Source organism: Acetobacter sp. P5B1 (assembly GCF_018811985.1).
Classification (GTDB): Bacteria; Pseudomonadota; Alphaproteobacteria; order Acetobacterales; family Acetobacteraceae; genus Acetobacter; species Acetobacter cerevisiae.
Genome location: NZ_JACRVS010000019.1, coordinates 1 through 25,100, shown reverse-complemented (window position 1 = coordinate 25,100; position 25,100 = coordinate 1). Strand labels below are relative to the sequence as shown.

The following is a 25,100-nucleotide window of genomic DNA, read 5'->3' as shown; positions in this document are numbered from 1 at the left end:
CTGAATTAAGTCATATACAAGAATGGTCCGGGTGTGAAATTGTTTCAGATGGCAGTAGGTTCAGATAAAGATAAGGTTTGAAGTGCATATGGAACAAGTTTCTTCCTCTTCAGGGTTGGACCAGCTTGAAAGTCGTGTTCGCGATGATCTGGCCAAGATCCGCTACGCAACGGGTGACTGGTGCGCGCCGCTGGAGCGGGAGGGGGAGCGTGTTCTGGACGTGGCCATTATCGGCGGCGGGCAGGGTGGTCTGGCCACATGTTTTGCCCTGCGTCGGCGTGGCCTGAGCAATACCTGCATTTTTGATCAGGCAGCCCGTGGCGGAGAAGGTCCGTGGGTGACATTTGCCCGCATGATCACCCTGCGGACGCCCAAGCATGTCACCGGGCCGGATCTGGGGATCCCTAGCCTGACGCCGCAATCCTGGTTTGAAGCCCGTTATGGGGTGGAAGCGTGGAAGGCGCTGGATAAAATCTCCCGCCAGGACTGGCAGGCTTATCTGGACTGGCTACGCGATGTGCTGTCTCTGCCCGTGCAGAATGACCGGAAACTGGTTGATATCGACTGGCAGGATGGCTTGCTCCGCCTGACTTTCCAGCAGGCGAATGGTGCGCAGTCCCATGTCTGGGCGCGTAAAATGGTGCTGGCTACCGGGATTGAAGGCGGCGGGGCCTGGCATGTGCCGGACTTTATTGCGCAGGCTCTTCCCACGTCTCGTTATGCCCACACCAGCCAGCAGATTGATTTTGCAGCACTCAAAGGCAAACGTATTGGCGTGCTGGGGGCAGGCGCTTCGGCTTTTGATAATGCTGCCACAGCGCTGGAACTGGGCGCAGGGCGTGTTGATCTGTGCCTGCGTCGGCCTAAAATCCCGAGTGTGAACCCGTATCGCTGGATGGAGAACGCAGGCTTCCTCGGCTATTTTGCTGATCTGCCTGATCTGATCCGCTGGCGCTTCATGCATCGGATTTATGACCTGAACCAGCCGCCGCCGCAGGATACGTTCTGGCGCTGCCGCAAGCATGAGAATTTTGCCTTCCATACCGGCACCCCATGGCTGGCTGTGAAGGAAACAGCGGACGGCGTGGTCGTCACGACACCGCATGGCAAAATGACGTTTGATTTCCTGATTATCGGCACAGGCTTTGTTATTGACCTGACCCGCCGCCCGGAAATGCATCGTTTTGCTGAGAATGTGACGTTGTGGCGGGATCGCTTTACGGCTCCCAAAGGGGAAGAAAGTGAAGTGCTGTCCAGCCACCCCTATCTGGGCGGCAACTTCCAGTTCCTGCCCCGCAACGCGGCGGACCCGATGGCTCCGATGCTGGCAGCCATTCACAACTTCACCTTTGCCGCCACCCCCAGCATGGGGCTGTCTGGTGCGTCCATAAGCGGGATGCGGTTTGGCGTAGAGCGGTTGGCCCAGTCCATCGGGCGTGAGCTCTTTGTGCAGGATGGGGAAAAGCAGCTGCAAAGCCTGCTGGATTACGACACCGACGAACTCGTCAGCCTTGCCCCACCTGTGTAAGAGACGACAGAACCAAGCAGAGCCGGAGAAAGCATGACTGATTATCCGCGGGATATGACCGGATATGGCCCGACACCGCCTGACCCTCAGTGGCCGGGTGGTGCGCGCATTGCCGTGCAGTTTGTCATCAATTACGAAGAGGGCGCGGAAAACTGCGTCCTGCATGGGGACAAAGGCTCGGAGGCGTTCCTGTCAGAAATGGTGGGGACGCGCTCTATCCCCGATGCGCGCTGCATGCAGATGGAAAGTCTGTATGAATATGGCAGCCGCGCCGGGTTCTGGCGGTTGCAGCGGCTGTTCCAGTCCGCAGGCATCCGGCCAACGGTGTTTGGTGTCGCTCTGGCCATGGCCCGCAATCCGGAAGCGGTCGCGGCTATGAAAGAGGGTGACTGGGAAATTGCCACCCACGGCCTGCGCTGGATTGATTATCAGGATATCCCCGAAGACGTTGAGCGTGCGCATATTCAGGAGGCCATTGCACTGCATACGCAGGTGACCGGCTCCCGCCCGCTCGGCTGGTATCAGGGGCGCACAAGCCCGAACACGGCGCGTCTGGTTGTGGAGGAAGGGGGCTTTGTTTACGACGCAGATTCCTACGCCGATGACCTGCCGTATTATGACCGGCGTTACGGGCGGCCTCAGCTGATTGTGCCCTATACGCTGGACGTCAATGACATGAAATTTGCCGCGCTGAACGGCTTTACGGAAGGCGAGCAGTTCTTCCGCTACCTGCGTGATACGTTTGACATGCTGTATCGGGAAGGCGGGCGGATGATGTCCGTGGGCCTGCATTGCCGGCTGGCAGGCAAGCCTGCCCGTGCGCTGGCTGTGGCGCGCTTTCTGGAGCATGTGCAGGCGCATGAGAACGTCTGGGTTGCAACCCGACTGGACATTGCGCGCCACTGGCTTTCGGTGCACCCGGCATGACGCTTGATGATGTGAACGCCCTGCCAGTTCCGGCCTTTGTGGCCGAGTTTGGCGGCTTGTATGAACACTCTCCCTGGGTGGCGGAAGGGGCTGCAACACAGCGGCCCTTCACCAGCAAGGAGGCTATGCTGACAGCGTTTTCTGACGTGGTGCAGAAGGCCGGGCATGACCGCCAGATTGCTCTGGTCCGCGCGCATCCGGAACTTGGGCATCGCGCCGGGATTGATCCGGCGCTTAGCGAAGCTTCTGCGCAGGAGCAGGGGAGTGCCGGGCTGGACCGTCTGACCCCGGCTGAATATGAGCACTTTCAAAGCCTGAATACGGCGTATCGGGACAAATTTGGCATGCCGTTTGTCATCTGTGTGCGCAAGGCGGGTAAAGCCGTTATTCTGGAGGCCATGGCGCAGCGTCTGGCCAGCACGCCGGAGGCCGAACTGGCTGAGGCGCTGAAGCAGATTGATGCTATTGCCTCTTTACGCTTGCAGGATAAAGTAAAGGCATGAGTTCTTTATCAACGCATGTGCTGGATACCGTTTCCGGCCGCCCTGCTGCGGGTGTGCGGTTGCGTCTGTTTTCAGGCGCGTCCGTGCTGTTTGAAGGCCAGACCGATGCCGATGGCCGTTGCCCCGCTTTGCGGGAGCTGACGCTTGAGGGCGGCCAGTATCGGCTTGAGTTTGAAATTGCAGCCTATTTCCGCGCACAGGGGCATGAGCTGGCAGATCCGCCATTTCTGGATGTTGTCCCCCTTGTGTTCGGGCTGAGTGCGGAGGGGCATGCCCACGTGCCGCTGCTTGCCGCCCCATATGGATATTCGACTTACCGAGGGAGTTGAGTGCGTGACCCTCGACAAACGTAATACGACCGAACCTGTTCATCCCGTTGATGAGGTCCTCCCCTTGTGGGAGCTGGCTATTTACGGCTTTCAGCATGTTCTGACATTTTATGCGGCTGCGGTTATTGTTCCCATTCTGCTGGCCAGCGCGCTTGGTCTTTCGCATGAGATGCTGGAACATCTGATTGAAGCAGATTTGTTTACCTGCGGCATTGCCTCCTTCATTCAGGCGGTCGGCATTGGCAAGATCGGGGTGCGGCTGCCGCTCCTGCAGGGGGTAACCTTTGTGGCCGTCATGCCGATGATCGCCATTGGTGTGTCAGCCGGTGGCGGGGTTGAAGGTCTTCGGCAGATTTTTGGCTCCGTCATTGTCGCCGGTATTTTTTCATACATTGTCGCCCCGTATTTTTCCCGGCTGATCCGCTTTTTCCCACCGGTGGTGACGGGCTCGGTCATTCTGGTCATCGGGCTGGCGCTGCTGCCTGTTGCGGCCAATGACATTGTGGCCGGGCATGGCACCAACGCCATGCAAAACCCGGTGGAACTGCGCAATGTGGCTTACGGGCTGGGCACGCTGTTCTTTATTCTGGCCATTCAGAAATTCTGTCGCGGGTTTCTGGGCACCATTGCGGTGCTGATCGGTCTGGTCTGCATGACGCTGGTTGCCTGGGTGCTGGGAGACGCGCATTTTGCCGATGTCGGGGCAGCGCCGCTGCTCACCATCTCAAAGCCGTTCTACTTCGGGATGCCGACCTTTCATGTCGTGCCTATTCTCTCGCTGATTATCGTCATGATCATTTCCATGCTGGAAACAACGGGCGATGTGTTTGCAACGGGGGCGATTGTCAAAAAGCCGATTGGCTCTGCTGATATTGCCGCAGCCATCCGGGCGGACGGGCTGGCGACGTTTATTGGCGGGGTCTTTAATTCCTTCCCCTACACCTGCTTTGCAGAAAATGTCGGGCTGGTGCGGCTAACGCAGGTTAAAAGCCGCTGGGTGGTTGCGTCTGCTGCGATCATCATGATGGTGCTGGGATGTATCCCCAAGCTGGCGGCCATTATGGCAAGTGTGCCGCTGCCTGTGCTGGGCGGTGCTGCTCTGGCCATGTTCGCGGCGGTGGCCGTGGTGGGTATTCAGACGCTGGCGCAGGTGGATTTTGATAATCAGAACAACATGATTATCGTTGGCACCAGCATCGGCCTTGGCATGCTGGCTACGGCTCAGCCGCATATTGCCGATAACTTCCCCAGCTGGGCGCAGATCATTTTCGGCAGTGGGATTACACTGGGTTCCATGGCGGCCATGAGCCTGCATCTGGTGTTCAACCACTTTATGCCAGCCAATAAGCATGGTGTAGTGATAGGCGATCAGCCTTCTAAAACCATCCCGGCAGAGGGCATGGAGGCCGCACTGTCACACGAGGAAACTGTGCGCGAGGGCTAAGGCCTCTCTTGCGGTTCAGGAGGCCACTTCCGCGTTCTGCTCTGCCAGTGCGTGGAAGTTCTCGGTAATCAGATCAAGCGTGGTCTGGGCGGCGGCAGAGAGCCGCCGTTGCGTATTATAGAACAGGCAAAAGCCAAGCGGTTTGATGCCGGACTCAGTCAGCGGCACAAAACAGAGTTCGCCCGCTTTTACCTCATTCATCACATCCATCTGGGTTAGCATGCCAACCCCCAGACCGCTGCGGATCAGGGCCTTGATGCTGGCAATCCGGTTGCTGGTAAACGTGGGATGCAGGCTGACGTTATGCTGGGCCAGCCCTTCCTGAATGGCCGCGCCCACAGCCAGCGTGCTGTCCGGTAAAATCAGCTTGCTGCCAAACACATGGTTCAGGCGGGCATGGTCCCGCTGAGCCAGCGGATGGTCGGGGCGGACAACAAACCCGATAGCGGCTTGGAGTGTGCTGACAATGCGCACCTGCCGCGAGGATTTTCCTGCCAGAGAAATCCCGAAATCAACTTCATTCCGGCTGACAGCCTGCCAGATGGCTTTGAAGTCCAGTGTCTGAAGCTTGAATTCCACGCGCGGATGCTGCTTGGTCACGTCGGAGAGGATGTCCGGTATGAGCCTGTCACTCACGGCTTCAATGGCAGCAATTTCTACCACACCGCCATGCAGGCCGGAGAGCCTGTCGAGCCGGGACTGAAATTGCTCAAAATCCCGCTTGCCGGAGATAATGGCTGCCAAGAGCAACTCCCCCGCAGTCGTCAGGGTCAGGCCCGAACTGTGACGATGGAACAGAGGGGTTTCCATTTCCTCTTCCACAGCCAGAATTTGCCGGTTTACTGCGGAGGGTGAAACATTCAGAGCGGTTGCCGCCTGCCGGATGGAGCCAGTCTGTGCAACCATCTCAAAATAAATGGAAAACCGGGATAGCGTAAAAACGCGGTTAGGGCTCCGCATGGCGCATCTCCAGACAGCAGGGAAGGGTGTTGAGCATCGCGTGGAACTGTTGGCGGTATGTCGACAAAAACGCAACAGGGCGTCGCATTCTTTGTGTTGGACGAAACCCGAAAATGAGATGATTCTGAAACAATACCATCATGACCCGGAACCGCTTGCCCATCATCCACCGGGCGGCATGTTCCAGCAGGAGAGCGCATTTTATGCGGGAGTCTATACGGTTTTACCTTGGAAATGTCCGTCACGAAGTCTCTGGGTTCAGTCCGACCCGGACCGTGCTGGACTGGCTGCGGGAAGACCGCCGCCGCACGGGCACCAAGGAAGGCTGTAATGAGGGCGACTGCGGGGCCTGCACAGTTCTGGTCGTCCGGCTGGAAGGCGATACGCTGGTCTGGCGGGCGGTGAATGCCTGTATCCAGTTCCTGTGGATGCTGGACAGCGCACAGCTTTTTACCGTGGAAGACCTCCGCAGCCCGGACGGCGCGCTGCATCCGGTGCAGCAGGCCATGGTGGATCTGCACGGCGCTCAGTGCGGCTTTTGCACACCGGGTTTTGTGATGTCGATGGTGGCCTATTGCAAGACGCCCGGTGCCTCCATGGAGGACGAGGCCATTAACACAGCTCTCGCAGGCAATCTCTGCCGTTGCACCGGCTATGCTCCCATTGTACGGGCTATGAAGCAGGCGCTGACGACACCGGGAGACGCGCTGGATACGCAGACAGAGGCGATCAAAACCCGCCTGAAGGCTCTGGCTGATGGGCAGACGGTGGAGATTGCGGGGCCGGAGGGTCGCGTCACTCTTCCCGCCAGTGCAGACGCTCTGGCCGCAGCGTATCAGACAGACCCGCAGGCAACCTTGGTCGCTGGTGCAACGGATGTCGGGTTGTGGGTGACCAAAGGCCTGCGCACCTTGCCGCATCTGATCAGCGTCGGGCTGGTGCCGGATCTGCATAAAATTGAGTCTACGCCGGAAGGGCTGAGGATTGGTGCCGCCGTAACCTACACGGAGGCCAAAGAGCCGATTGCAGCGCTCCTGCCTGATGCTGGTGAGGTCATCCGACGTATTGGCTCCACGCAGGTGCGGAATGCAGGCACGGTCTGTGGCAATATTGGCAATGGCTCGCCCATCGGGGACGGACCGCCTCTCCTGATTGCAGCTGGCGCTGTGCTGAAACTTCGCTGTGGGGAGGCACATCGCAGTCTGCCGCTGGAAGAGTATTTTCTGGCCTATGGTAAGCAGGACCGGCAGCCGGGCGAGTTTATTGAAGCTGTGGTGATCCCCGAGCCTCAGCCGGGCACCGTTTTTCGGGCTTACAAGATTTCCAAGCGATTTGATCAGGATATTTCTGCCGTGCTTGGGGCGTTCTCGCTGGTGTTTGATGATGCCGGGCGGATTGCCACCGCGCGGATTGCTTTCGGCGGTATGGCGGCAACGCCCAAACGTGCTTCTGCGACGGAAGCGGCCTTGCAAGGCAAGTTCTGGACGGACGCTACGTTGAAGGCTGCTCAGGAGGCCATGAAAACAGATTTCGCGCCGATTTCCGATATGCGGTCCAGCGCATGGTATCGTCAGACCGTCGCCGTGAATTTGCTGACGCGCCTGTTTGTGGAAACAGCCCCTGAGCATGCAGGGACAGAAACCCGGCTGGCCGGGTGGAAGGAGCAGGCTCATGTCTGAAACTCTGACAAAACAGACGCCCCGGATCGTGCCGGGCGGTGCTTCCAAAAGCCTGCGGCATGAAAGTGCCCGGATGCACGTTTCCGGCAGTGCGGCCTATATTGATGATCTGCCGGAACCGCAGGGCCTGCTGCATGTGGTTCCGGGCTTAAGCACCAAAGCGCATGCCCGGATTATCTCCATGGATCTTGAGGCCGTGCGGGCCGTGCCCGGTGTGGTGTGTGTGCTGACGGCGGCGGATATCCCCGGGGACAATCAGGTCAGTGCCGTTGGCAAAGGGGATGAGCCTTTGCTGGCGGATGGCGAGGTGTGCTTTTACGGCCAGCCGATTTTTGTCGTGGTGGCGGAAAATCGAGGGGTTGCACGTCGCGCGGCCAAACTGGCGAAAATTGAGTATGAAGAGCGGCCAGCCGTGCTGAATATCGCGCAGGCTCGGGAGGCCGGGGGCGTTCTGGTCTGGCGTCCTCTGGTCATGAGCCGGGGCGATGTGGAGACAGGGCTGGCGGCGGCCCCCCGGCGGCTCTCTGGTCAGGTGACGGTTGGCGGACAGGAGCATTTCTATCTGGAAGGGCAGGCGGCACTGGCGCAGCCCGGAGAAGAAGGCGAGATGCGGGTGTGGTCTTCCACCCAGCACCCCACAGAAACGCAGCACATGGTGGCGTATTGCCTGCATGTGCCGAGCAATCTGGTGACGGTTGAAGTCCGCCGTATGGGGGGCGCTTTTGGCGGAAAGGAATCTCAGGCCAATACCCCCGCTTGCCTTGCCGCGATTGCCGCCCATGTCACAGGTCGCGCTGCAAAAATGCGGCTGGACCGTGATGACGACATGATGATGACCGGCAAGCGGCATGACTTCGTGATTGATTACGAAGTCGGGTTTGATGATGCGGGTAATATTCTTGCCGTCGATATGGTGCTGGCGGCCCGCTGTGGCTGGGCCGCAGATCTGTCCGGCCCTGTGGTGGACCGAGCCCTGTTCCATGCGGACAATGCCTATTTCTATCCGGATGTGCGGTTTAAATCAGAACCGCTGAAAACCAACACCCAGTCCAATACGGCCTATCGTGGGTTTGGTGGCCCTCAGGGCATTGTGGCGGCGGAGCGGGTGATTGAGGAAATAGCCTTTGCCACCGGGCTGGACCCGCTGGATGTGCGGGTGCGCAATGTGTATGGCACCGGCACGCGCAACATCACGCCGTATCATATGACAGTGGAAGATTCGATTGCGGGCGAGGTCATGACGCAGCTTGCCGAGCGCTGTGACTATCGCCTGCGTCGGCAGGCCTTGCGGGAGGCTAATAAAAGCAGCCCGTGCATCAAACGCGGTATTGCCCTCACGCCGGTAAAATTCGGGATTTCCTTCACCGCGACCCATTACAATCAGGCCGGCGCGCTGGTGCATGTTTATACGGATGGTTCTGTGCAGGTGAATCATGGCGGCACGGAAATGGGGCAGGGGTTGCACACCAAAATGGTGCAGATTGCCATGCGGGAGTTCGGCCTGACGGAAGACCGCGTGCGCATTACCGCAACGACCACCGGCAAGGTGCCCAATACTTCTGCTACGGCGGCGTCCAGTGGCGCAGACCTGAACGGTATGGCGGTGCTGGATGCGGTGCAGAAGATCAAGGCCCGGTTGGTCAGCTTCGCAGCTGAACACTGGCAGGTGCCGGAAGAGAGTGTGCAGTTTTTGCCAGACGGCGTGCAGGTTGGGGAGCAGGTTATCTCTTTCCCCGAGCTGACCAAGGCGGCCTATTTTGCTCGCGTTTCGCTTTCGGCCAATGGCTTCTACAAAACGCCTAAAATTTCATGGAATGCGGCAACCGGACGCGGGCGTCCTTTCTACTATTTTGCCTATGGCGCAGCGTGCGCCGAGGTGGCGATTGATCTGCTGACCGGTGAGAACCGTATTGAGCGTGTGGATATTCTGCATGATGCCGGGCAGTCTCTGAACCCGGCTATTGATATCGGGCAGATTGAAGGGGGCTTTGTGCAGGGTGCGGGCTGGCTGACCATGGAAGAACTGGTGTGGGATGACACAGGCCGGCTGCGCACCCATGCCCCCAGCACGTATAAAATCCCGGCCTGTTCAGACCGGCCTCGCGTGTTCAACGTGGCGTTGCTGGAGCATTCTCCTAATCAGGAGGCAACTATTTTCCGCTCCAAGGCGGTGGGGGAGCCACCCTTTGTGCATGGTGTGGCGGTGTTGCAGGCTATTTCCGATGCGCTCGCCAGCCTAAATGATTATCAGACCTGCCCACAGCTTGATGCCCCCGCCACGCCGGAGCAGATTTTGCGCACGGCTGAGCGGATGCGGCAGCAGGCGGCGCACTGAGCGGCGGCAATGGCATGAAGGAGCTTGCCGCACGTCTGTCTGAGTGGTCTCCCGATGCACCGCCGGTCGCGTGTGTGCAGATCATGGATGTGCGTGGCTCCACCCCGCGAGAAAGCGGGGCTTTCATGCTGATTGGGGAACGCTGGCAGGCCGGGACCATCGGCGGTGGGTGTCTGGAATGGGACTGTGTGCATCAGGCCAGAACCCTGTTGCAGAGGGGAGAGACTGACTGGTCTCATCGCTTTGTGCTGGGGCCTGAAACCGGGCAATGCTGCGGCGGCCGCGTGGATGTGCGCATCACGCGCATGGATGCGGCTTTGGCTGCCTGCCTGCAACAACAGCTTACCGGGCAGCAAGAGGCCTGGCCGGTGCTGGTGCTATTTGGGGCGGGGCATGTCGGGCGTGCTTTGGCACGGGCTCTGGCGCCTCTTCCGCTGCGTCTGATCTGGGTGGACCCGCGCGCGGAGGAATTTGGCACGGTGCCGGAGGGCGTGGATGCACGCGTTACCTCCGATTGGGAGCATGTTCTGGCCGAAGTGCCAGCCGGTTCTGGCGTGCTGGTGCTAACCCCTAACCATTCGCTGGATGCCCTGATTGTGGCCGCCGCTCTGGAGCGCGGGGATTTGTCTTACGTCGGGCTGATTGGTTCCCGCACTAAGCGCCGCCGGTTTGAAGCCAGCTTCCGGGAAATCGGGCTGCCCGAAGAGCGGATTGCCTCGCTGATCTGCCCGATTGGTGACCGGGGTGTGCGGGACAAACGGCCTGAAATTATTGCAGCCCTTGTGGCGGCGGAACTGATTGAACGGTTTCTGCCCCATCCGCCGCAGGCGGCATAAAGCCATATTTTTCTGACAGATTTATGAGGCCGGGCGGCTGGTTTCCGGGCGCTCTGCCATAAGTGAGACATGGGCGGCGATAATCTTCCAGCCTTTATCTGTCAGCACCCATGTCTGCATTTGCCGCCCAATCCGGGTAGAGCCTTCCCGCTGAAATTCCAGACTGACAACGGCTGAACTCTCGCCCAGAGTAGTAATGGCCCGGCGCAGAACCTTGCGCGGGGGAGAGCCGCCGCTGCGTGCGCGTCGGAAGGCGGCAATTTCTTCCGCGCCATACAGGTTTTCACCCACGCCGTAGCGCACGGTTTCCGGGCCGTCGTGGAAGAAGGCATCCAGTGCGACAAGGTCATTCGCGCCAAGAGCTTTTTCATAAGCATCGGAAAGAGCGGTGATTTCGGCCACCAGAGCGGGTGTATTGAACATATCCGGGGTCTTTCAGGCTATGCGGCAGAACACAAAAAAACGGTGCCGGACATCTCAGAGGGAGACATTCGACACCGTATTGAAGAACGGGAACAGCGTTCCGTAAAGAGGCTGATCAGAAGGACGTGGAGACCGTGCCTGTCATGGTAAAGCGCGGTTCCAGCATGAAGGCGTTGCCGTAACCCGTGTAAGCCGCGCTGCTGCCGCTATAAACCGTGCTGGTATCGTGGGCGCTATAGACAGCGCCCATCGCGCCAGAACGGACAATAGAGCCGGTCAGGTTGGTAAAGTTCAGCTTAAACGTAGGGGATTTGAGGAACCCAACAGGCTTGAAGTGATAGCCCAGAGAGAGGGAGTCCGTCACGTAACCCGGAATGCGCTGGTCATTGGCAACAGAGACAGATTGCGGGCCGGTGTAGTGCACCGCACCGTTCGCAAAAAAGCCTTTGTAGGTATAGGTCAGGCCGAAGTTTGCAATAACGTGTGGTGCCATGACAGCCTGCGTGCCTTTGGAGTGCAGCATGATGTTCTGATACGGGTCAAAAACATTGCTGTCCTGAGTGGCGTGCAGATACTCCACGGACGCATAGGGGCTGAAGCCGTGGATCTCTCTGCCGGCAATCATGAAATCAAGCCCGCGCATGGTCTGGTTGCCGATGGAAAACGGCTTGAAGCTGTTCATGCCCAGATACTGGTCCACAATGCGGTTTGTTACATTGTAGTTGAAGAAGGACAGGTCCAGCAGCAGGTATTTGTTGTGATAGCGGTAGCCCAGTTCTTCCTTGATGGAATACTGGTTTTTCAGCATCGGCGCACTGGCGGAGAGCCAGCCCATATCCGTTGCACTCGGCTGGCGATAATCGCCTTCCGCATTCACATAAATCTGGCTGTTCGGGTCAATCTGATAGCTGATCGACAGCTGGGGCAGGGGGGCTGTGGTGTTGTTGCCAGAGCGATCGCCTGAAATCCAGTTCTTGTTTTCACCACTAAAGCCACGGTTCCACGCATTGGACATGACAAACTTGAAGCCTGCGTTAATCAGCAGCTTGTTGTTCAGGTAGCGGGACTGGTTCTGGATGAACAGGGAATGCAGTTCATATCCTGCGTTCTGGCCATACATTGCACCGCCGACGGCATATTTTGCCCAGTTCGGGCTGGCCGCCGCCCCGTTCGCCATGGTTGTGCTGGTGGGGTAGCCCTGAATGGTCTGGTTGTTTTCATACCAGTAGCCAAGTGTGAGATGGTTGTGGCTATCAATATCGTAGCTCAGCTTGGCCACAGCGCCGACCTGACGGGCTTCGTTTTCAAGGAAGAAACTGGTCATGTTGGTGCCAGCCGGAACGGCTGCGCCGCCGCTGTTATGCGTATACTGCCCTTCTGCCGCCACGCCGCCCGGAGAGGCATCCCAGCCCTGACCCATGCTGAAGTAAGGCTGGAGGTCAAAGTTGAACTTTTTGGGCAGAACAATATGGATAGGAGCCGTCAGGAAAATCTGGTTCCAGTGATCGTTATTGTTCTTCCAGTAATTGACGCTCTTAGGATCAGCAGACCGTCCGTAGCCAGTGCCTGTGTGTTTATATTGGAAGAATTCCTGAGCAGTCGGGTAATTGTCGATCGTGAAATCAGCCGAGTTCCATGAAAGGAAGAGACGGGCGTTGGAGCCGTTCTGCCAGTCTTTCTGCAGCCCGAAATCAATATGTTTACGCTGGTTGATGCCAGCCCCCATCCAGCTCCGCGCATGGGCGTTGGAGAAGGAGAAGAAGCTGCGCACGCCACTTTTGCCAATTTCACCAGATTCCAGACGGATGAATTCGCGCGAGAGATTGTTGGTGCCGTAGGAGAAATCCACCATGCCGCCTGCTTTGCGGGAGGCCAGATGGGTGCGGGAGTTCATCACGCCACCTGCGGCGGACATTACCGGCAGATCACGCGCGGCGCTGCCGGGTGTGACGCTCACTTCCTCAAGGTTTTCGGAATCAATATTTTCCGACAGGTATTTGGCCGATGCCGCCGGTGCCCCATCCACCATCAGCGCCATATCCAGATCTGTCAGACCACGAGACTGGATCTGCCCGCCTTCCATGCCGGAGCTATCCGGCGTCATAATGTTCAGGCTGGGCAGGTTTTTGACCAGATCAAGCGCGGTGGAAGTCGGGCTGCGCATGTTGATGTAGGCTTTTGTGACCGTCTGCACGGCATGCGGAGCCGTTTCCTGCCGCATCATCCCGCCACCGCCATTCAGCGCCTGACGATGGGAGGCGACTGAGATTTCTTCTTCCCCTTTGGCAAGCACCGGGCCTGATGGGCGTCGCGCCACGCTACGGGGCTGCGCCGTTTTTGCAGGAGAGACTGCTTTGCCACCGTGATGCGTGCGGCTGGCATGAGACGTTCCCGTTGCGGCCTGAGCATATGCCAGCATGGCCCACAGGCTTACAGCTCCGGTCAGGCTCGTGACGAAAAGGCGGGAAGGGCGAGCCGCCAGACAAGCAATGGAACTGCGGGGATGTAGGCATTTGGTGGGCATGCGGGGATTTTCCTGTCAGGAGATACAGCGGCTTGGGAACAGGGCGCTAGGATTTGGCCAGGGGAGGGAAAACGTCTTGGATTTTGAAAAAAGCAGAGACCATATCTCGGTGCATGTCTGGCGCATGAGATGGGAGAAGGGGCTGCATTTCTCTATCCGATAATCTTAAGGAATGATCCGTAATCGTTATATAAAAGACGAACGGTGTTCGCACAAAATAAAAAAAAGCACTTCAGCGTTGCTAATATGAGGTCGGGTTGCCCGCGTTTAATAAGGATCTGTCGATCCGGCAAGGGGTGCAGGGCAGCCTGTATGCTTCATGTTTAAGGGACGAGGCGTTTATGCGGGTGAAGGAAAGATGCTCTCCCCATGCCACAAACGTATAAGAAAGATTAAATATTCAACCTATGGTTGCTCATTCTATATTCGAATGAATATAGAAAACTGCCATAAGTTATTTGTTTTGAAAGAAAAGTGATTTGCCGTGCAAGTCGTTAAATGATCTGCATCAATTCAGATTGTGATGAAATCATCTAAATATTCCTTATGCAGTTTATTCGATGCGTAACTGAAGGCTTAGTGCAATGACTCTGGGAAGACGGCAATTTTTAAAGGCTGGCGGCACATGTGTTGCCGGGGCCAGTGCTCTCGCTCTGGGTTTTGCACCGCCGAAGGCCTACGCGGGGGATTCCAGGCAATATAAGTTGCTGCGTGCTAAAGAGACCCGGAACAACTGCACCTACTGTTCCGTTGGCTGCGGCATTCTGATGTACAGCCTTGGCGATGGCGCGAAGAACGCCAAACCGAGCATCTTCCATATTGAAGGTGATCCGGATCATCCCGTCAGCCGTGGGTCTCTTTGCCCTAAAGGGGCCGGGCTGGTTGATTTCATTCATAGTGCAGGCCGTCTGCAGTATCCGGAATACCGCGCGCCGGGTTCCAAGGAGTGGAAGCGGATCAGCTGGGATGAGGCGACGACCCGTATCGCCCGCCTGCTGAAAGATGATCGTGACAAAAACTTCATCGAACGGAATGAAAAAGGGGAGCTGGTCAACCGCTGGTTGAGTTCGGGGATGCTGGCATCCTCTGCCGCCAGTAATGAGACCGGACTGCTGGACTTTAAGTTCGCCCGCTCTCTGGGGATGCTGGGGCTCGATTGTCAGGCCCGCCTCTGCCATGCTCCCACCGTGTCCGCGCTTGCTCCCACTTTCGGGCGCGGGGCGATGACCAATAACTGGGTGGATATCAAGAACGCCAACGTCGTGCTCATTATGGGCGGCAACCCGGCGGAAGCGCATCCGGTTGGCTTTAAATGGGTGATGGAAGCCAAGATCCGTAACGGCGCAAAAGTGCTGGTGGTGGACCCGCGCTTTAACCGCAGTGCGGCGGTGGCGGATTTCTACACGCCTATCCGTGCGGGGTCCGATGCGGCGTTCATGCTGGGGGTGGCGAACTACCTGCTGTCTCACGACAAAATTCAGCACGAATACGTTAAGGCCTATACCAACGCGGCCCTGATCGTGCGGGAAGATTACTCGTTTGATGAGGGACTTTTCAGCGGCTATGACGCTGCAAACCGCACCTACGATAAATCTTCCTGGACGTATGAGCGGGACGAAAAAGGGTTTGCCCTTCAGGATCCCACACTTCAGAACCCGCGTTGCGTGATCAACCTTCTGCGCAAACATGTGGAGCGCTACACGCCGGAAATGGTGACGCAGCTCTGCGGCACACCGGTGAAAGACTTCCTGTATGTGTGTGAAACACTGGCAGCCACCAGTGCGCCGGATCTGACCTCTACCTTCCTGTTCGCACTGGGCTGGACGCATCATACCAGTGGCTCTCAGGTTATCCGCTCAGCCGCCATGGTCCAGCTGCTGCTGGGCAATATCGGCATGGCCGGCGGCGGCATGAACGCCCTGCGCGGCCATTCTAATATTCAGGGCTATACCGACCTTGGGCTGCTCTCCCTGCGTCTGCCGGGTTACCTGAACCTGCCGTCAGACAAACAGCAGGATATGGCCACCTATCTGAAGGCCACCACGCCCTTGGCGGATGTGCCCGGACAGGTGAACTACTACCACAATACGCCGAAATTCTTTGTGAGCATGATGAAGACGCTGTGGGGTGATCACGCCACAGCCGCCAATAACTGGGGCTATGACTGGCTGCCAAAATGGGACCGCAGCTACGATATGCTGGCCTATTTTGACATGATGTATCAGGGCAAGGTGAACGGCTATATCGCGCAGGGCTTCAACCCGCTGGCCGCCATGCCGGACAAGAACAAGACCATTGCGGCGCTGTCCAAGCTGAAATTCCTGGTCACGATTGATCCGCTGAGCACGGAAACGTCCTCCTTCTGGCAGAATGAGGGTCAGTTTAATGATGTGAAGACGGAAGATATCCAGACAGAAGTCTTCCGTCTGCCTGCAACCTGCTTCGCGGAAGAAAACGGCTCCATCGTCAATTCCGGTCGCTGGTTGCAGTGGCATTTTGCTGGCGCGGCACCGCCCGGAGAAACCTGGCAGGATGGCAAGGTCATCGGCACGATCTTTACCAAGATGCGTGAGCTTTACAGGAAAGAGGGCGGTGTCTGCCCCGAGCCTGTGCTGAACATGCAGTGGAACTATAAAGATCCTGAAGACCCGACGCCGGAAGAAGTGGCCCGCGAATGTAACGGCTATGCGCTGGCCGACATCACGGATGAGCAGGGCCATATTGTGGTCCCCAAAGGCCATCTGGTGCCCGATTTCTCTGTGCTGCGGGATGACGGCACAACCTCCAGCTTCTGCTGGGTATTCGCCGGGTCCTGGACGGAAGCGGGCAACCAGATGGCCCGCCGGGATAACACGGATACCGGGCTTGGCTGCACACCGGGCTGGGCGTGGGCATGGCCTGCCAACCGCCGTATTCTGTATAACCGTGCCTCCATGGACCCGGATGGTCGCCCGTGGGACCCCAAACGCCAGATTCTGGAATGGGATGGCAAGCGCTGGGGTGGGTCCGATGTGCCGGACTATCCGCCGACGTCACCGCCGGGCAGTGGGGTCAGTCCCTTCATCATGCAGCCGGACGGCCTTGGGCGTCTGTTTGCCTGCGGTGGGATGGTCGATGGCCCGTTCCCGGAACAGTACGAACCGACAGAAACGCCGCTGGCTAACAACCCGCTGCACCCGAAGGTCACCTACAATCCGACAGCACGTGTGCTGAAGGATGACCGTGCGCGGATGGGGGAACAGAAAGACTTCCCTTATGTGGCAACCACCTATTCCATTACCGAGCTTTTCCGGCACTGGACGAAGCATTCTCGCCTGAACGCCATCGCGCAGCCGGAACAGTTTATTGAGATTGGTGAGAAGCTGGCCGGCCGTCTGAATATTGCCGCAGGGGACAAGGTGAAAGTCTCGTCCCAGCGCGGGTATATTGAGGCTAAGGCCGTGGTGACCAAGCGTATCCGTACCCTGAACGTGATGGGGCGTGAGCTCGACCAGATCGGCATCCCCTGTCACTGGGGTTTTGAAGGCGCAACGCGCAAAGGCTTCCTTGCCAATACGTTGAGCCCGGCAGTGGGGGATGCAAACTCCCAGACACCGGAATTCAAGGCCTTCCTTGTTAATGTTGAAAAAGCCTGAGGTGGAATGATGGGAATGCAATCACAGGACATCATCAGGCGGTCCGCAACCAATGGCCTGACGCCCGCACCGCAGGCGCGTGACCATCAGCAGGAAGTCGCCAAGCTGATTGACGTCTCCATTTGCACCGGGTGCAAGGGGTGTCAGGTCGCGTGTTCAGAATGGAATGACCTGCGGGATGACGTGGGCCATAACGTTGGGGTGTATGACAACCCGGCGGACCTGACGGCGGAAAGCTGGACAGTCATCCGCTTTGACGAAGTGGAAGATGAAAGCGGCACTCTGGAATGGCTGCTGCGCAAAGAAGGCTGCATGCATTGTGAGGAGCCGGGCTGCCTGAAGGCATGCCCCAGCCCCGGCGCGATTGTGCAGTTTGCGAATGGGATTGTCGATTTCCAGTCCGACCAGTGCATTGGCTGTGGCTACTGCATTGCCGGGTGCCCGTTTGATGTGCCGCGTATCAACAAGAAAGATAACAAGGCTTACAAATGCACCCTGTGTGCAGACCGTGTGAGCGTTGGGCAGGAACCGGCCTGCGTGAAAACCTGCCCGACCGGTGCAATCTCCTTCGGCTCCAAAGCCGAAATGAAGGATCTGGCCGCAACCCGTATTGAAGAGCTGAAAAGCCGTGGGCATGACGGGGCAGGGCTGTATGACCCGCAGGGCGTTGGTGGCACGCACGTGATGTATGTGCTGACCCATGCCGACAAGCCGGAAATGTATCATCGCCTGCCGAAAGACCCGCATATCAGCCCGTTTGTGCGGGGTTGGAAAGAGTGGCTGAAGCCGGTTGGCGCTCTGGGCTTTATCGCCACACTGGCCGGGGCCTTTGCGCACTATGTCGGCGTTGGTCCGAATACGGTCGATATCCCGGACCCCGAGGCTGAGCCTGCAAAGCTGGCTGAAGAAAAAGAGACTGTGGCAGCGTCTGATACGGCTCAGGATGAGCATCCCGCAGGGAGGGAATAACCATGGACACCAAAAAACTTATCCTGCGGACCAAATTTGTGGACCGCATGTGCCACTGGACCATGGTGGCGTGCTTCTTTCTGGTCGCCATGTCTGGCCTGTCATGGTTTTTCCCCAGCCTGAGCTGGATGAACGGTGTGCTGGGCACGCCGCAACTGGCGCGAATGCTGCACCCGTTCCTCGGCACGGTGGTGTTCGTGCTGCTGATCTGCATGTTCTTCCGCTTTGTGCACCACAACATGCCGGTCAGAACGGATGTGACGTGGTTTCGGAACATTGTGGATGTTCTGATGAACAAGCACACGAAACCGCTGAAAATTGGCAAATATAACGCCGGGCAGAAAATCCTGTTCTGGTGCATCATGATGCTGATCAGCGCTCTGTTTGCCACGGGTGTTGTGGCATGGCGGCCTTACTTTGCCGGGTATTTCCCTATTCCGGCCATTCGTCTGGCGCTGCTGGCGCATTCTCTGGCTGGCCTTGGTCTGATCCTGCTGGTGATTGGCCATATCTATATGGGCATCTGGGTGCGTGGGTCTGTGACGGGCATGCTGACGGGTTACGTCTCCCGCGCATGGGCCAAACAGCATCATGACCGGTGGTATGATGAAGAGGTTGCACCCTCCAAGGATACTCCGGCAAAGCATCATTCATGATTAAAGACCACTCAGACATTCCTTCACTCGATAAGCGGATTCCCGGCGTTCCCGCTATCGAGCCCGTTATTTTCCCCAGGCTTGAGGCGCTCTATGCGCGCCGCTCGGCCCGGCTGGAAGAGCTGGCCTTCCAGCTGGTGAAAGAGGCGGCTCAGAATGAGCCGTCTTCTGCCGAGGCTGAGGAAATAAACGCCGGGTATTTCAGCTTTCTGTCTGGCCTTGTGGCCGCGCAGGGGCGTCTGCTGGCGAAAACCCCGCTGAGCCTCGCGGAGGCCGTGCCCATTCGGGTTCTGCTGCGCGGCAAAAACACCTCTCCGGATATCCCCACGCAGGACATGCTGGAGAAAAGCCTGTACTGGCAGAAAGCCTTCTCAACTCTCGTGGATGATGCCGGCGCTCAGCTTCCGGCGGAAACGCAGGATGCGCTGAAAGTTCTGGCTGCAGAAAAGCCGGACGTTCTGGCCACGCAGGCCTATTCGCTGCTGTCCGGGCAGTATGATCAGGTTGATGCCGGGGCGGCTGTCTTTTTGTGGGCCGCGCTCTCTGCTTTCTGGGCGCAGGCCATTGCCTTGCTGGCAGACGAGGACAAGGCGTTGAAACAGCGTCGGTCAGAAGGCGGAGCATGCCCCTGTTGCGGTGCGCCGCCCTCTGGCGCGCTGGTTCTGACGGGTGACCGGGAAGGGCTGCGGTATCTTCAGTGCAGCTTGTGTGAAACGCGCTGGCACAAAGTGCGGGCCACATGCAGCGTGTGTGACGCGACGGACCATATCGATTACTGGTCCTTTGAGAACACAAATGCTCCCATACAGGCGGAAACCTGCGGGGATTGTAAGAGTTACGTGAAACTCTTCCGGCTGGATCGTGATCCTGTATTGGAAGTGCTCGCGGATGATCTGGCCACTGTCGTGCTGGATGCAGCACTAGAAGATCAGGGGTTTATCCGGGCGGCGCTGAACCCGTTCGCTCTTCCGGCCTAGAGGACGGCCGCCGCAGGGCGGCGTTCAGGAGCCGGGTGTTTCAGGACAGGATTTTTCCGACAATGCGGAACAGTTTTACGAGCATGGTGGCGTGTGACACCGCATTACGGCTGATTGCCGAGTGCGCGAAGAACGCCTCTCTGCAAAGTATACGTGTTCCGCTGGCTGAGGCTGCCGGGCATATTGCTGCGGAAGATGTGCGCGCCGTTACAGCCCGGCCTGAAGCCGATATTTCCGCCATGGATGGCTATGCGTTTGATCATGCCGCCATGCAGGCCGCTCAGGCAGGTCTGCCTGTTGCCGGGCAAACCGCTGCGGGCGATATACCCTTGCCCCTGCCGACGGGTCAGGCTCTCGGCATTCTGACTGGCGCGCGTATTCCGCAAGGTGCGGATTGCGTGATGGCTAAGGAACGCATGCGCCTGACCGAGACGGGCTGCGTAATGCCCGCCAAGGTGCTTGCTGATAAAGGCGCCAATATTAGGCGGGCAGGGGAGGAATTCTCCAAAGGCGAAATTCTGCTGACACGTGGCACCCGTCTGGACTGGCGGCATATCGCTCTTCTGGCGTGTCAGGGGATCGCAGATGTCACTGTCGTCCGTCCTGTGCGCGTTGCCGTGGTCTCAAACGGGGCCGAACTGGCTGCGGATGCATCCGACGCCCGTGCAGATTCTAACTCTCCCATGCTGGCCGCCTTGCTACGTGAGACCGGAGCCGAGGTGACGCTGCATTCCGTTCCCTCAGATAACGAGCAGAAGCTCAGCGAGACGCTGGCGCAGGTTTGGGCTGACGCCGATGTGCTGGTCACCACCGGGGGGATTTCGGTCGGGCAGACGGATAATGTGCTGGATGCGCTCAGCAGCCTTGGCGCGCAGACGGTGTTCCGGGGGGTAACAATCCGCCCCGGCAAACCGCTGACCGTTATGACGCAGGGCACCCGTAAAGCCTTTTGTCTGCCGGGCAATCCGGGCGCGTCTGCCATCTGTGCGCTGGTGTTTCTTCTGCCTTACCTGCGGGCTGTGATGGGAGCCTCGGCGTCTGCGCCTATAGTTCCGGCTGTGGCAGATTTTGCGTTTACACCCGTTGCGGGCACAACGCATTTTATCCCGGTTGCCTGCCATCCCGAGCCTCAAGGCTGGCGTTTGTCCGCCCTGCCCACTGTGGGAGCGTCCGATATTATCGTGTTCTCCCGCGCTTCGGCCTTGTTGCGGGTTGATCCGGAGGCACCGGTAGAGCCCGGACAAACCCGCTGGGTTCTGCCGCTTCAGCTTAACGGGATCTGAACAGCCCGTTCCAGAATAAACGCGGCCAGCGCTTCCGTATCGTTTAGGTCGAGCGCTGCAAGCGGTGTGGGGACGGCCTCAGGTGTATCAGTCGCCACTGCGATAATATTGCTTTGCGTCATAAAGAGAGGGTCCTTGCCCACACTGGGGCGATAGATCTCAAGGCAGGCAGGCACTGTTGCGTGAAAACCCTCAATCAGGATCAGATCAACCGGCGTCATGCGGGCCAGCAGGTCCGGCAGCGTAAAAGGCGCGTCAGGTTGCGTATGCTGCAAAACCCAGCGGTCCGGCGTGGCCAGCATCACTTCCGACGCCCCAGCTTCCCGATGCACGAAGGAATCCTTGCCGGGTTTGTCGATATCAATGGCGTGGTGCGTGTGTTTGATGGTGGAAACCTTCAATCCCCGAGCCCGGAGGGCGGGCAGCAGACGGGCCAGAAGGTGTGTTTTCCCTGATCCACTCCGGCCCGTGATGCCAAAAATGGCCTGATGTCGGATCGTTTTTCTCATGGCCATGTCTCCGGTCTTGCCTGCCTCGCTTTATCATACGTGTCTGGGTGGGGAAGGGGGAGCTTGTCACGCATGGCAAGTCTGACAGATTGCGGGAGCGTGCAGCGGTTCCCTGTCTGCCAGAAGCTGTATAGTGCGATGTATGGACGAGCAGACAAAAACCACTCCCATCGACCCACGCACCATGATCCGCGTCCGTGGGGCGCGCGAACATAACCTGAAAAATGTCGATGTCGCCTTACCGCGAGACCAGCTGGTGGTGTTCACCGGGGTGTCCGGGTCCGGCAAGTCCTCGCTCGCTTTCGGCACGATTTATGCGGAAGCGCAGCGGCGCTATCTGGAATCTGTCTCGCCCTATGCGCGGCGTCTGTTTAACCAGATGCCGGTTCCGGCGGTGGATGCTATTGATGGTCTGCCTCCCGCAGTCGCTTTGCAGCAGCAACGTGGCGGAAGCAGCGGGCGCTCGTCTGTCGGGAGTGTCACCACGCTCTCCAACCTTCTGCGCATGCTCTATTCTCGCGCAGGGACCTATCCGCCGAGGCTGTCCCGGCTGGAGGCAGAATCTTTCTCGCCCAATACGCCCATGGGCGCATGCCCCCGATGTCATGGTATGGGCCGCATTTATGATGTGACCGAGCAGACGCTTGTGCCGGATGATAGTCTGACCATTCGCCAGCGGGCCGTGGCGGCATGGCCCACGGCATGGCAGGGGCAGAACCTGCGGGATATCCTGATTACGCGTGGCGTGGATGTTGATACGCCCTGGCGTGACCTGCCGAAGAAAACGCGGGACTGGATCCTCTATACTGAGGAAACCCCGACGGAGCCGGTTTATCCCGGCCTGACGCATGAGGAAGTGCTGGCTGCCATCAAGCGGGGTGATCCACCGGGCTATAACGGTACCTTCACCGGTGCGCGTCAGTATGTGCTGCAAACTTTTACAAAGTCTCAGAGTGCCAAGATGCGGGCGCGGGCGGCGTCCTTCATGGTCAGCGCGCCGTGTCCTGTGTGCCATGGGCAACGGCTCAACCCGGATGCGCTGAAGGTGACGTTTGACGGGCGCAATATCGCAGATCTGTCCGAACTTCCTCTCAAACATATTCAGAACGCATTACGCTCGGCTCTGGCTGGGCTGACACAGAAAGATGCCACAACCCTCGCGGCCCAAGGCATTGTCGAGGCACTGATTGAGCGCATCGACGTGCTGCTCGACCTCGGTCTGGGCTATCTGCAACTCAGTCGGCCGGTTCAGACGCTCTCCCCGGGTGAGTATCAGCGGTTGCGACTGGGCACGCAGATCCGCTCTAACCTGTTCGGAGTGGTGTATGTGCTGGATGAGCCCAGCTCAGGCCTGCACCCGGCGGATACGCAGGCTCTCCTGCGCGCCCTTGATGGCCTGCTTGAAGCGGGCAATTCCCTGCTGGTGGTCGAGCATAACCCGGATGTAATCCGTCGGGCTCAATGGCTGGTGGATGTCGGGCCGGACGCCGGTGAGCATGGTGGCCGCGTTCTGTATAGCGGGCCACCTGAGGGTTTGAAGGCAGTTAAAGAGTCCCGCACGCGGCCCTATCTGTTTAACCCGCCAGCGCATCGGGACACGCCGCCGCGCAAGCCTGCGAGCTGGCTGGAACTGTCCGGTATTTGCTGGAATAACCTGAGCGACGTCAGCCTTTCTCTGCCGCTGGGCGTGCTGGTTTCTGTTACAGGTGTGTCTGGCTCTGGTAAATCCAGCCTTGTGGGGCAGGCGCTGGTCTCTGTGGTTGGGAAAGCTCTGGGCCAGTCGATTGAGACGGAAACGGCGACGGAAGAAGGGGATGATGCGTCTCATCTCGATAGCGAGCCCGGTCAGCCTGTCGGCAAGGTGGTTTCCGGCCTGAGCAAGATCAAACGGCTGGTTGTGATCGACCAGAAGCCTATTGGCCGCACACCCCGTTCCAATCTGGCGACTTATACCGGGCTGTTCGACCTGATCCGTCAGGCTTTTGCTGCGACGCCGGAAGCACGGAAGAGACGGTTTGACGCCGGCTGGTTCTCGTTCAACGTCGCCAAAGGCCGGTGCCCTAAATGTGAGGGCGTGGGCTCCGTAATGGTGGAGCTGCTCTTCCTGCCGAGCGTGTATGCGCCGTGCCCGGAATGCCATGGCACGCGCTATAAGCCCGAAGTGCTGGAGGTCACCTTGCGCGGCAAGACCATTGCTGACGTGCTGGGAATGAGTGTTGACGAGGCGCATGATTTCTTTGCGCCGGAACCCAATATTGCGCATGGGTTTGATACGTTGCAGCAGGGCGGTCTGGGTTATCTGCGGCTTGGTCAGCCCGCAACAGAGCTTTCTGGCGGGGAAGCGCAGCGTATCAAGCTGGCTACAGAACTGCAGAAACGTCGCTCAGGCCATGTGTTGTATGTGCTGGATGAACCCACGACCGGTCTGCACCCCTCAGATGTCGATCGTCTGATGCGCCAGTTGCAGACACTGGTGGACCAGAACAACAGCGTCGTGCTGGCCGAACACGATATGCGCGTGGCCGCAGCAAGTGACTGGGTGATTGATCTGGGGCCGGGCGCTGGTGAGGACGGGGGCCATATTGTCGCTGCGGGCACTCCGAAGGATGTCGCGGCGCAGCCTCAAAGCAAAACAGCTCCCTTCCTGGCACGTTATATATAGGAGGCGGCTTAAGCCTCTTCGCTGGTCGGCTGGGCGGAAAGCAGGATCTTTTCCGCCAAAGGCATCAGCGTGTCACGGGTGAGGGGAGCTAACTGCTCATCTGGAGCCTTTGCCGGGTCAATCCAGAGGACTTCCGCAATTTCTGCCTGTGCGGTGACTGGAGCAGATAAGGTCATCCGGAACACTTCAGCCTGAATATGGTGGCCGGGTTCATTCGCGGCTTCCGCAGTGAATGTTCCCAGAAAATCGCTCTCGTTCAGAGAGACCGTAATCCCCAGTTCTTCATGCAGTTCTCTGGCAAGCGCCTGAACTGCTGTTTCCTGCGCATCAATCTTGCCGCCAGCCTGCATGAAGAAGCGGGAGCCTTTCTTTCGGACCAGAAGCGTCTGGCCCTTGTCATTAAAGATAAGGGCGGTCGCAATATGGACAATCGGCGGATGGCTGACTGACGGCATAATGAAGTCCACTCTTAGAGACAGGAAAGGACCGACATATCAGCAACCCCCAGCCTATCACCAGCGTTGAAAGGGGGAGGGGAGGCCCGTCGGGTCTCCTGTGCTGCTGACTTTCTCAGGCGTAAGAGTGTGTTTTCGATGGATGAAGCGAGGGCCGAGAAGATAATTCTGCGGCTATCCCGTTGGAAACTGGCGGTAAACCGGGGTTTTGGCGTTATCTAAAAATTAAGACGCACTTTTTTGAAGTTTTTATGTTGGATGGTGTTGACGGGTAGGGGTCGATCGCTTAGAAACCGCTTCACCGGACGAGATCACGGTTGGCAGCTTCCTCTGGATCTGCTAGATTGCTTGGCTCGGTTCGGTTAGGTCTTTGACAAGAGAATACGAAGAGAGGGATATGCTGACGGCGTATCTTTTTGATCTGACGGCCTTTTTGGTTGTTAGGTTAAGGGGATCTGACTGAATT

19 protein-coding genes are annotated in these 25,100 nt (G+C 58.2%); 14 read left to right on the top strand and 5 right to left on the bottom strand.

Annotation, left to right across the window (positions count from 1 at the left end; genetic code table 11):
- Positions 1-115 precede the first annotated feature (115 nt).
- From KP703_RS11265 to KP703_RS11245, 5 genes are read left to right on the top strand one after another with little or no spacing between them, the layout of a single operon-like run.
- A complete protein-coding gene (locus tag KP703_RS11265) occupies positions 116-1,528 on the top strand; it encodes an NAD(P)-binding domain-containing protein (RefSeq protein ID WP_215754999.1) in 1,413 nt (470 codons plus the stop codon).
- Positions 1,529-1,561: 33 nt separating this feature from the next.
- Positions 1,562-2,455, top strand: coding sequence for an allantoinase PuuE (gene puuE, locus KP703_RS11260; RefSeq protein WP_215754985.1), 894 nt, complete (start codon positions 1,562-1,564; stop codon positions 2,453-2,455).
- Positions 2,452-2,958, top strand: a complete 507-nt coding sequence (gene uraD / locus KP703_RS11255) for a 2-oxo-4-hydroxy-4-carboxy-5-ureidoimidazoline decarboxylase (protein WP_215754984.1) — start codon at positions 2,452-2,454, stop codon at positions 2,956-2,958. The genes puuE and uraD overlap by 4 nt, the downstream gene beginning before the upstream one ends.
- Positions 2,955-3,287 (top strand): hydroxyisourate hydrolase, encoded by a 333-nt coding sequence (uraH, locus tag KP703_RS11250; RefSeq protein WP_061504920.1) that lies wholly within the window; start codon positions 2,955-2,957, stop codon positions 3,285-3,287. Before uraD ends, uraH begins: the two co-directional genes overlap by 4 nt.
- Before the next feature lie 4 nt (positions 3,288-3,291).
- On the top strand, positions 3,292-4,731 hold the full coding sequence (locus KP703_RS11245) for a nucleobase:cation symporter-2 family protein (protein ID WP_373687482.1): 1,440 nt from the start codon (positions 3,292-3,294) through the stop codon (positions 4,729-4,731).
- Positions 4,732-4,746: 15 nt separating this feature from the next.
- On the opposite strand, the gene KP703_RS11240 is transcribed toward KP703_RS11245, so the two are convergent.
- The gene (locus KP703_RS11240) at positions 4,747-5,691 is read right to left on the bottom strand and encodes a LysR family transcriptional regulator (RefSeq protein WP_215754982.1); all 945 of its coding nucleotides are present in this window, start codon (positions 5,689-5,691) and stop codon (positions 4,747-4,749) included.
- 203 nt (positions 5,692-5,894) lie between these two features.
- On the opposite strand from KP703_RS11240, the gene xdhA reads away from it, so the two are divergent.
- Genes xdhA through xdhC form a run of 3 tightly spaced genes read left to right on the top strand, consistent with a single transcriptional unit; the run spans position 5,895 to position 10,541 of the window.
- Entirely contained in the window at positions 5,895-7,370 is a 1,476-nt protein-coding gene (gene xdhA, locus KP703_RS11235; protein WP_215754981.1) for a xanthine dehydrogenase small subunit, read from the top strand.
- On the top strand, positions 7,363-9,705 hold the full coding sequence (gene xdhB, locus KP703_RS11230; protein WP_215754980.1) for a xanthine dehydrogenase molybdopterin binding subunit: 2,343 nt from the start codon (positions 7,363-7,365) through the stop codon (positions 9,703-9,705). The genes xdhA and xdhB overlap by 8 nt, the downstream gene beginning before the upstream one ends.
- A 14-nt stretch (positions 9,706-9,719) precedes the next feature.
- Positions 9,720-10,541 carry a xanthine dehydrogenase accessory protein XdhC gene (gene xdhC, locus KP703_RS11225; protein ID WP_062274024.1) on the top strand — a complete coding sequence of 274 codons (822 nt, stop codon included), beginning with the start codon at positions 9,720-9,722 and terminating at the stop codon, positions 10,539-10,541.
- Positions 10,542-10,562: 21 nt separating this feature from the next.
- On the opposite strand, the gene hpxZ is transcribed toward xdhC, so the two are convergent.
- A complete protein-coding gene (gene hpxZ / locus KP703_RS11220) occupies positions 10,563-10,964 on the bottom strand; it encodes an oxalurate catabolism protein HpxZ (protein ID WP_062248558.1) in 402 nt (133 codons plus the stop codon).
- Positions 10,965-11,079: 115 nt separating this feature from the next.
- Entirely contained in the window at positions 11,080-13,488 is a 2,409-nt protein-coding gene (locus tag KP703_RS11215) for a TonB-dependent receptor (RefSeq protein ID WP_062274020.1), read from the bottom strand.
- Between the two features lie 584 nt (positions 13,489-14,072).
- Here KP703_RS11215 and fdnG point away from each other — a divergent pair.
- The 5 genes from fdnG to KP703_RS11190 all read left to right on the top strand — a co-directional run bounded on the left by fdnG (position 14,073) and on the right by KP703_RS11190 (position 21,008).
- Positions 14,073-17,123 carry a formate dehydrogenase-N subunit alpha gene (gene fdnG / locus KP703_RS11210; RefSeq protein WP_215754979.1) on the top strand — a complete coding sequence of 1,017 codons (3,051 nt, stop codon included), beginning with the start codon at positions 14,073-14,075 and terminating at the stop codon, positions 17,121-17,123.
- A 9-nt stretch (positions 17,124-17,132) separates the two neighbouring features.
- Complete coding sequence (gene fdxH, locus KP703_RS11205) at positions 17,133-18,092, top strand: formate dehydrogenase subunit beta (protein ID WP_215754998.1); 960 nt, start codon at positions 17,133-17,135, stop codon at positions 18,090-18,092.
- Between the two features lie 2 nt (positions 18,093-18,094).
- The gene (locus tag KP703_RS11200; RefSeq protein ID WP_215754978.1) at positions 18,095-18,748 is read left to right on the top strand and encodes a formate dehydrogenase subunit gamma; all 654 of its coding nucleotides are present in this window, start codon (positions 18,095-18,097) and stop codon (positions 18,746-18,748) included.
- Positions 18,745-19,725 (top strand): formate dehydrogenase accessory protein FdhE, encoded by a 981-nt coding sequence (fdhE, locus tag KP703_RS11195; protein WP_252354029.1) that lies wholly within the window; start codon positions 18,745-18,747, stop codon positions 19,723-19,725. The genes KP703_RS11200 and fdhE overlap by 4 nt, the downstream gene beginning before the upstream one ends.
- A 62-nt stretch (positions 19,726-19,787) precedes the next feature.
- Positions 19,788-21,008 (top strand): molybdopterin molybdotransferase MoeA, encoded by a 1,221-nt coding sequence (locus KP703_RS11190; protein WP_215754977.1) that lies wholly within the window; start codon positions 19,788-19,790, stop codon positions 21,006-21,008.
- On the opposite strand, the gene mobB is transcribed toward KP703_RS11190, so the two are convergent.
- Complete coding sequence (gene mobB, locus KP703_RS11185) at positions 20,990-21,517, bottom strand: molybdopterin-guanine dinucleotide biosynthesis protein B (RefSeq protein ID WP_373687481.1); 528 nt, start codon at positions 21,515-21,517, stop codon at positions 20,990-20,992. The two genes, KP703_RS11190 and mobB, sit on opposite strands and share 19 nt — an antisense overlap.
- Before the next feature lie 142 nt (positions 21,518-21,659).
- Between mobB and KP703_RS11180 the strand changes: the two genes are divergently transcribed.
- Complete coding sequence (locus KP703_RS11180; protein ID WP_215754975.1) at positions 21,660-24,179, top strand: excinuclease ABC subunit UvrA; 2,520 nt, start codon at positions 21,660-21,662, stop codon at positions 24,177-24,179.
- Between the two features lie 8 nt (positions 24,180-24,187).
- Here the strand turns inward: KP703_RS11180 and KP703_RS11175 are convergent, their stop codons facing one another.
- Positions 24,188-24,634 carry an NUDIX domain-containing protein gene (locus KP703_RS11175; RefSeq protein ID WP_215754974.1) on the bottom strand — a complete coding sequence of 149 codons (447 nt, stop codon included), beginning with the start codon at positions 24,632-24,634 and terminating at the stop codon, positions 24,188-24,190.
- Between the last annotated feature and the right edge of the window lie 466 nt (positions 24,635-25,100).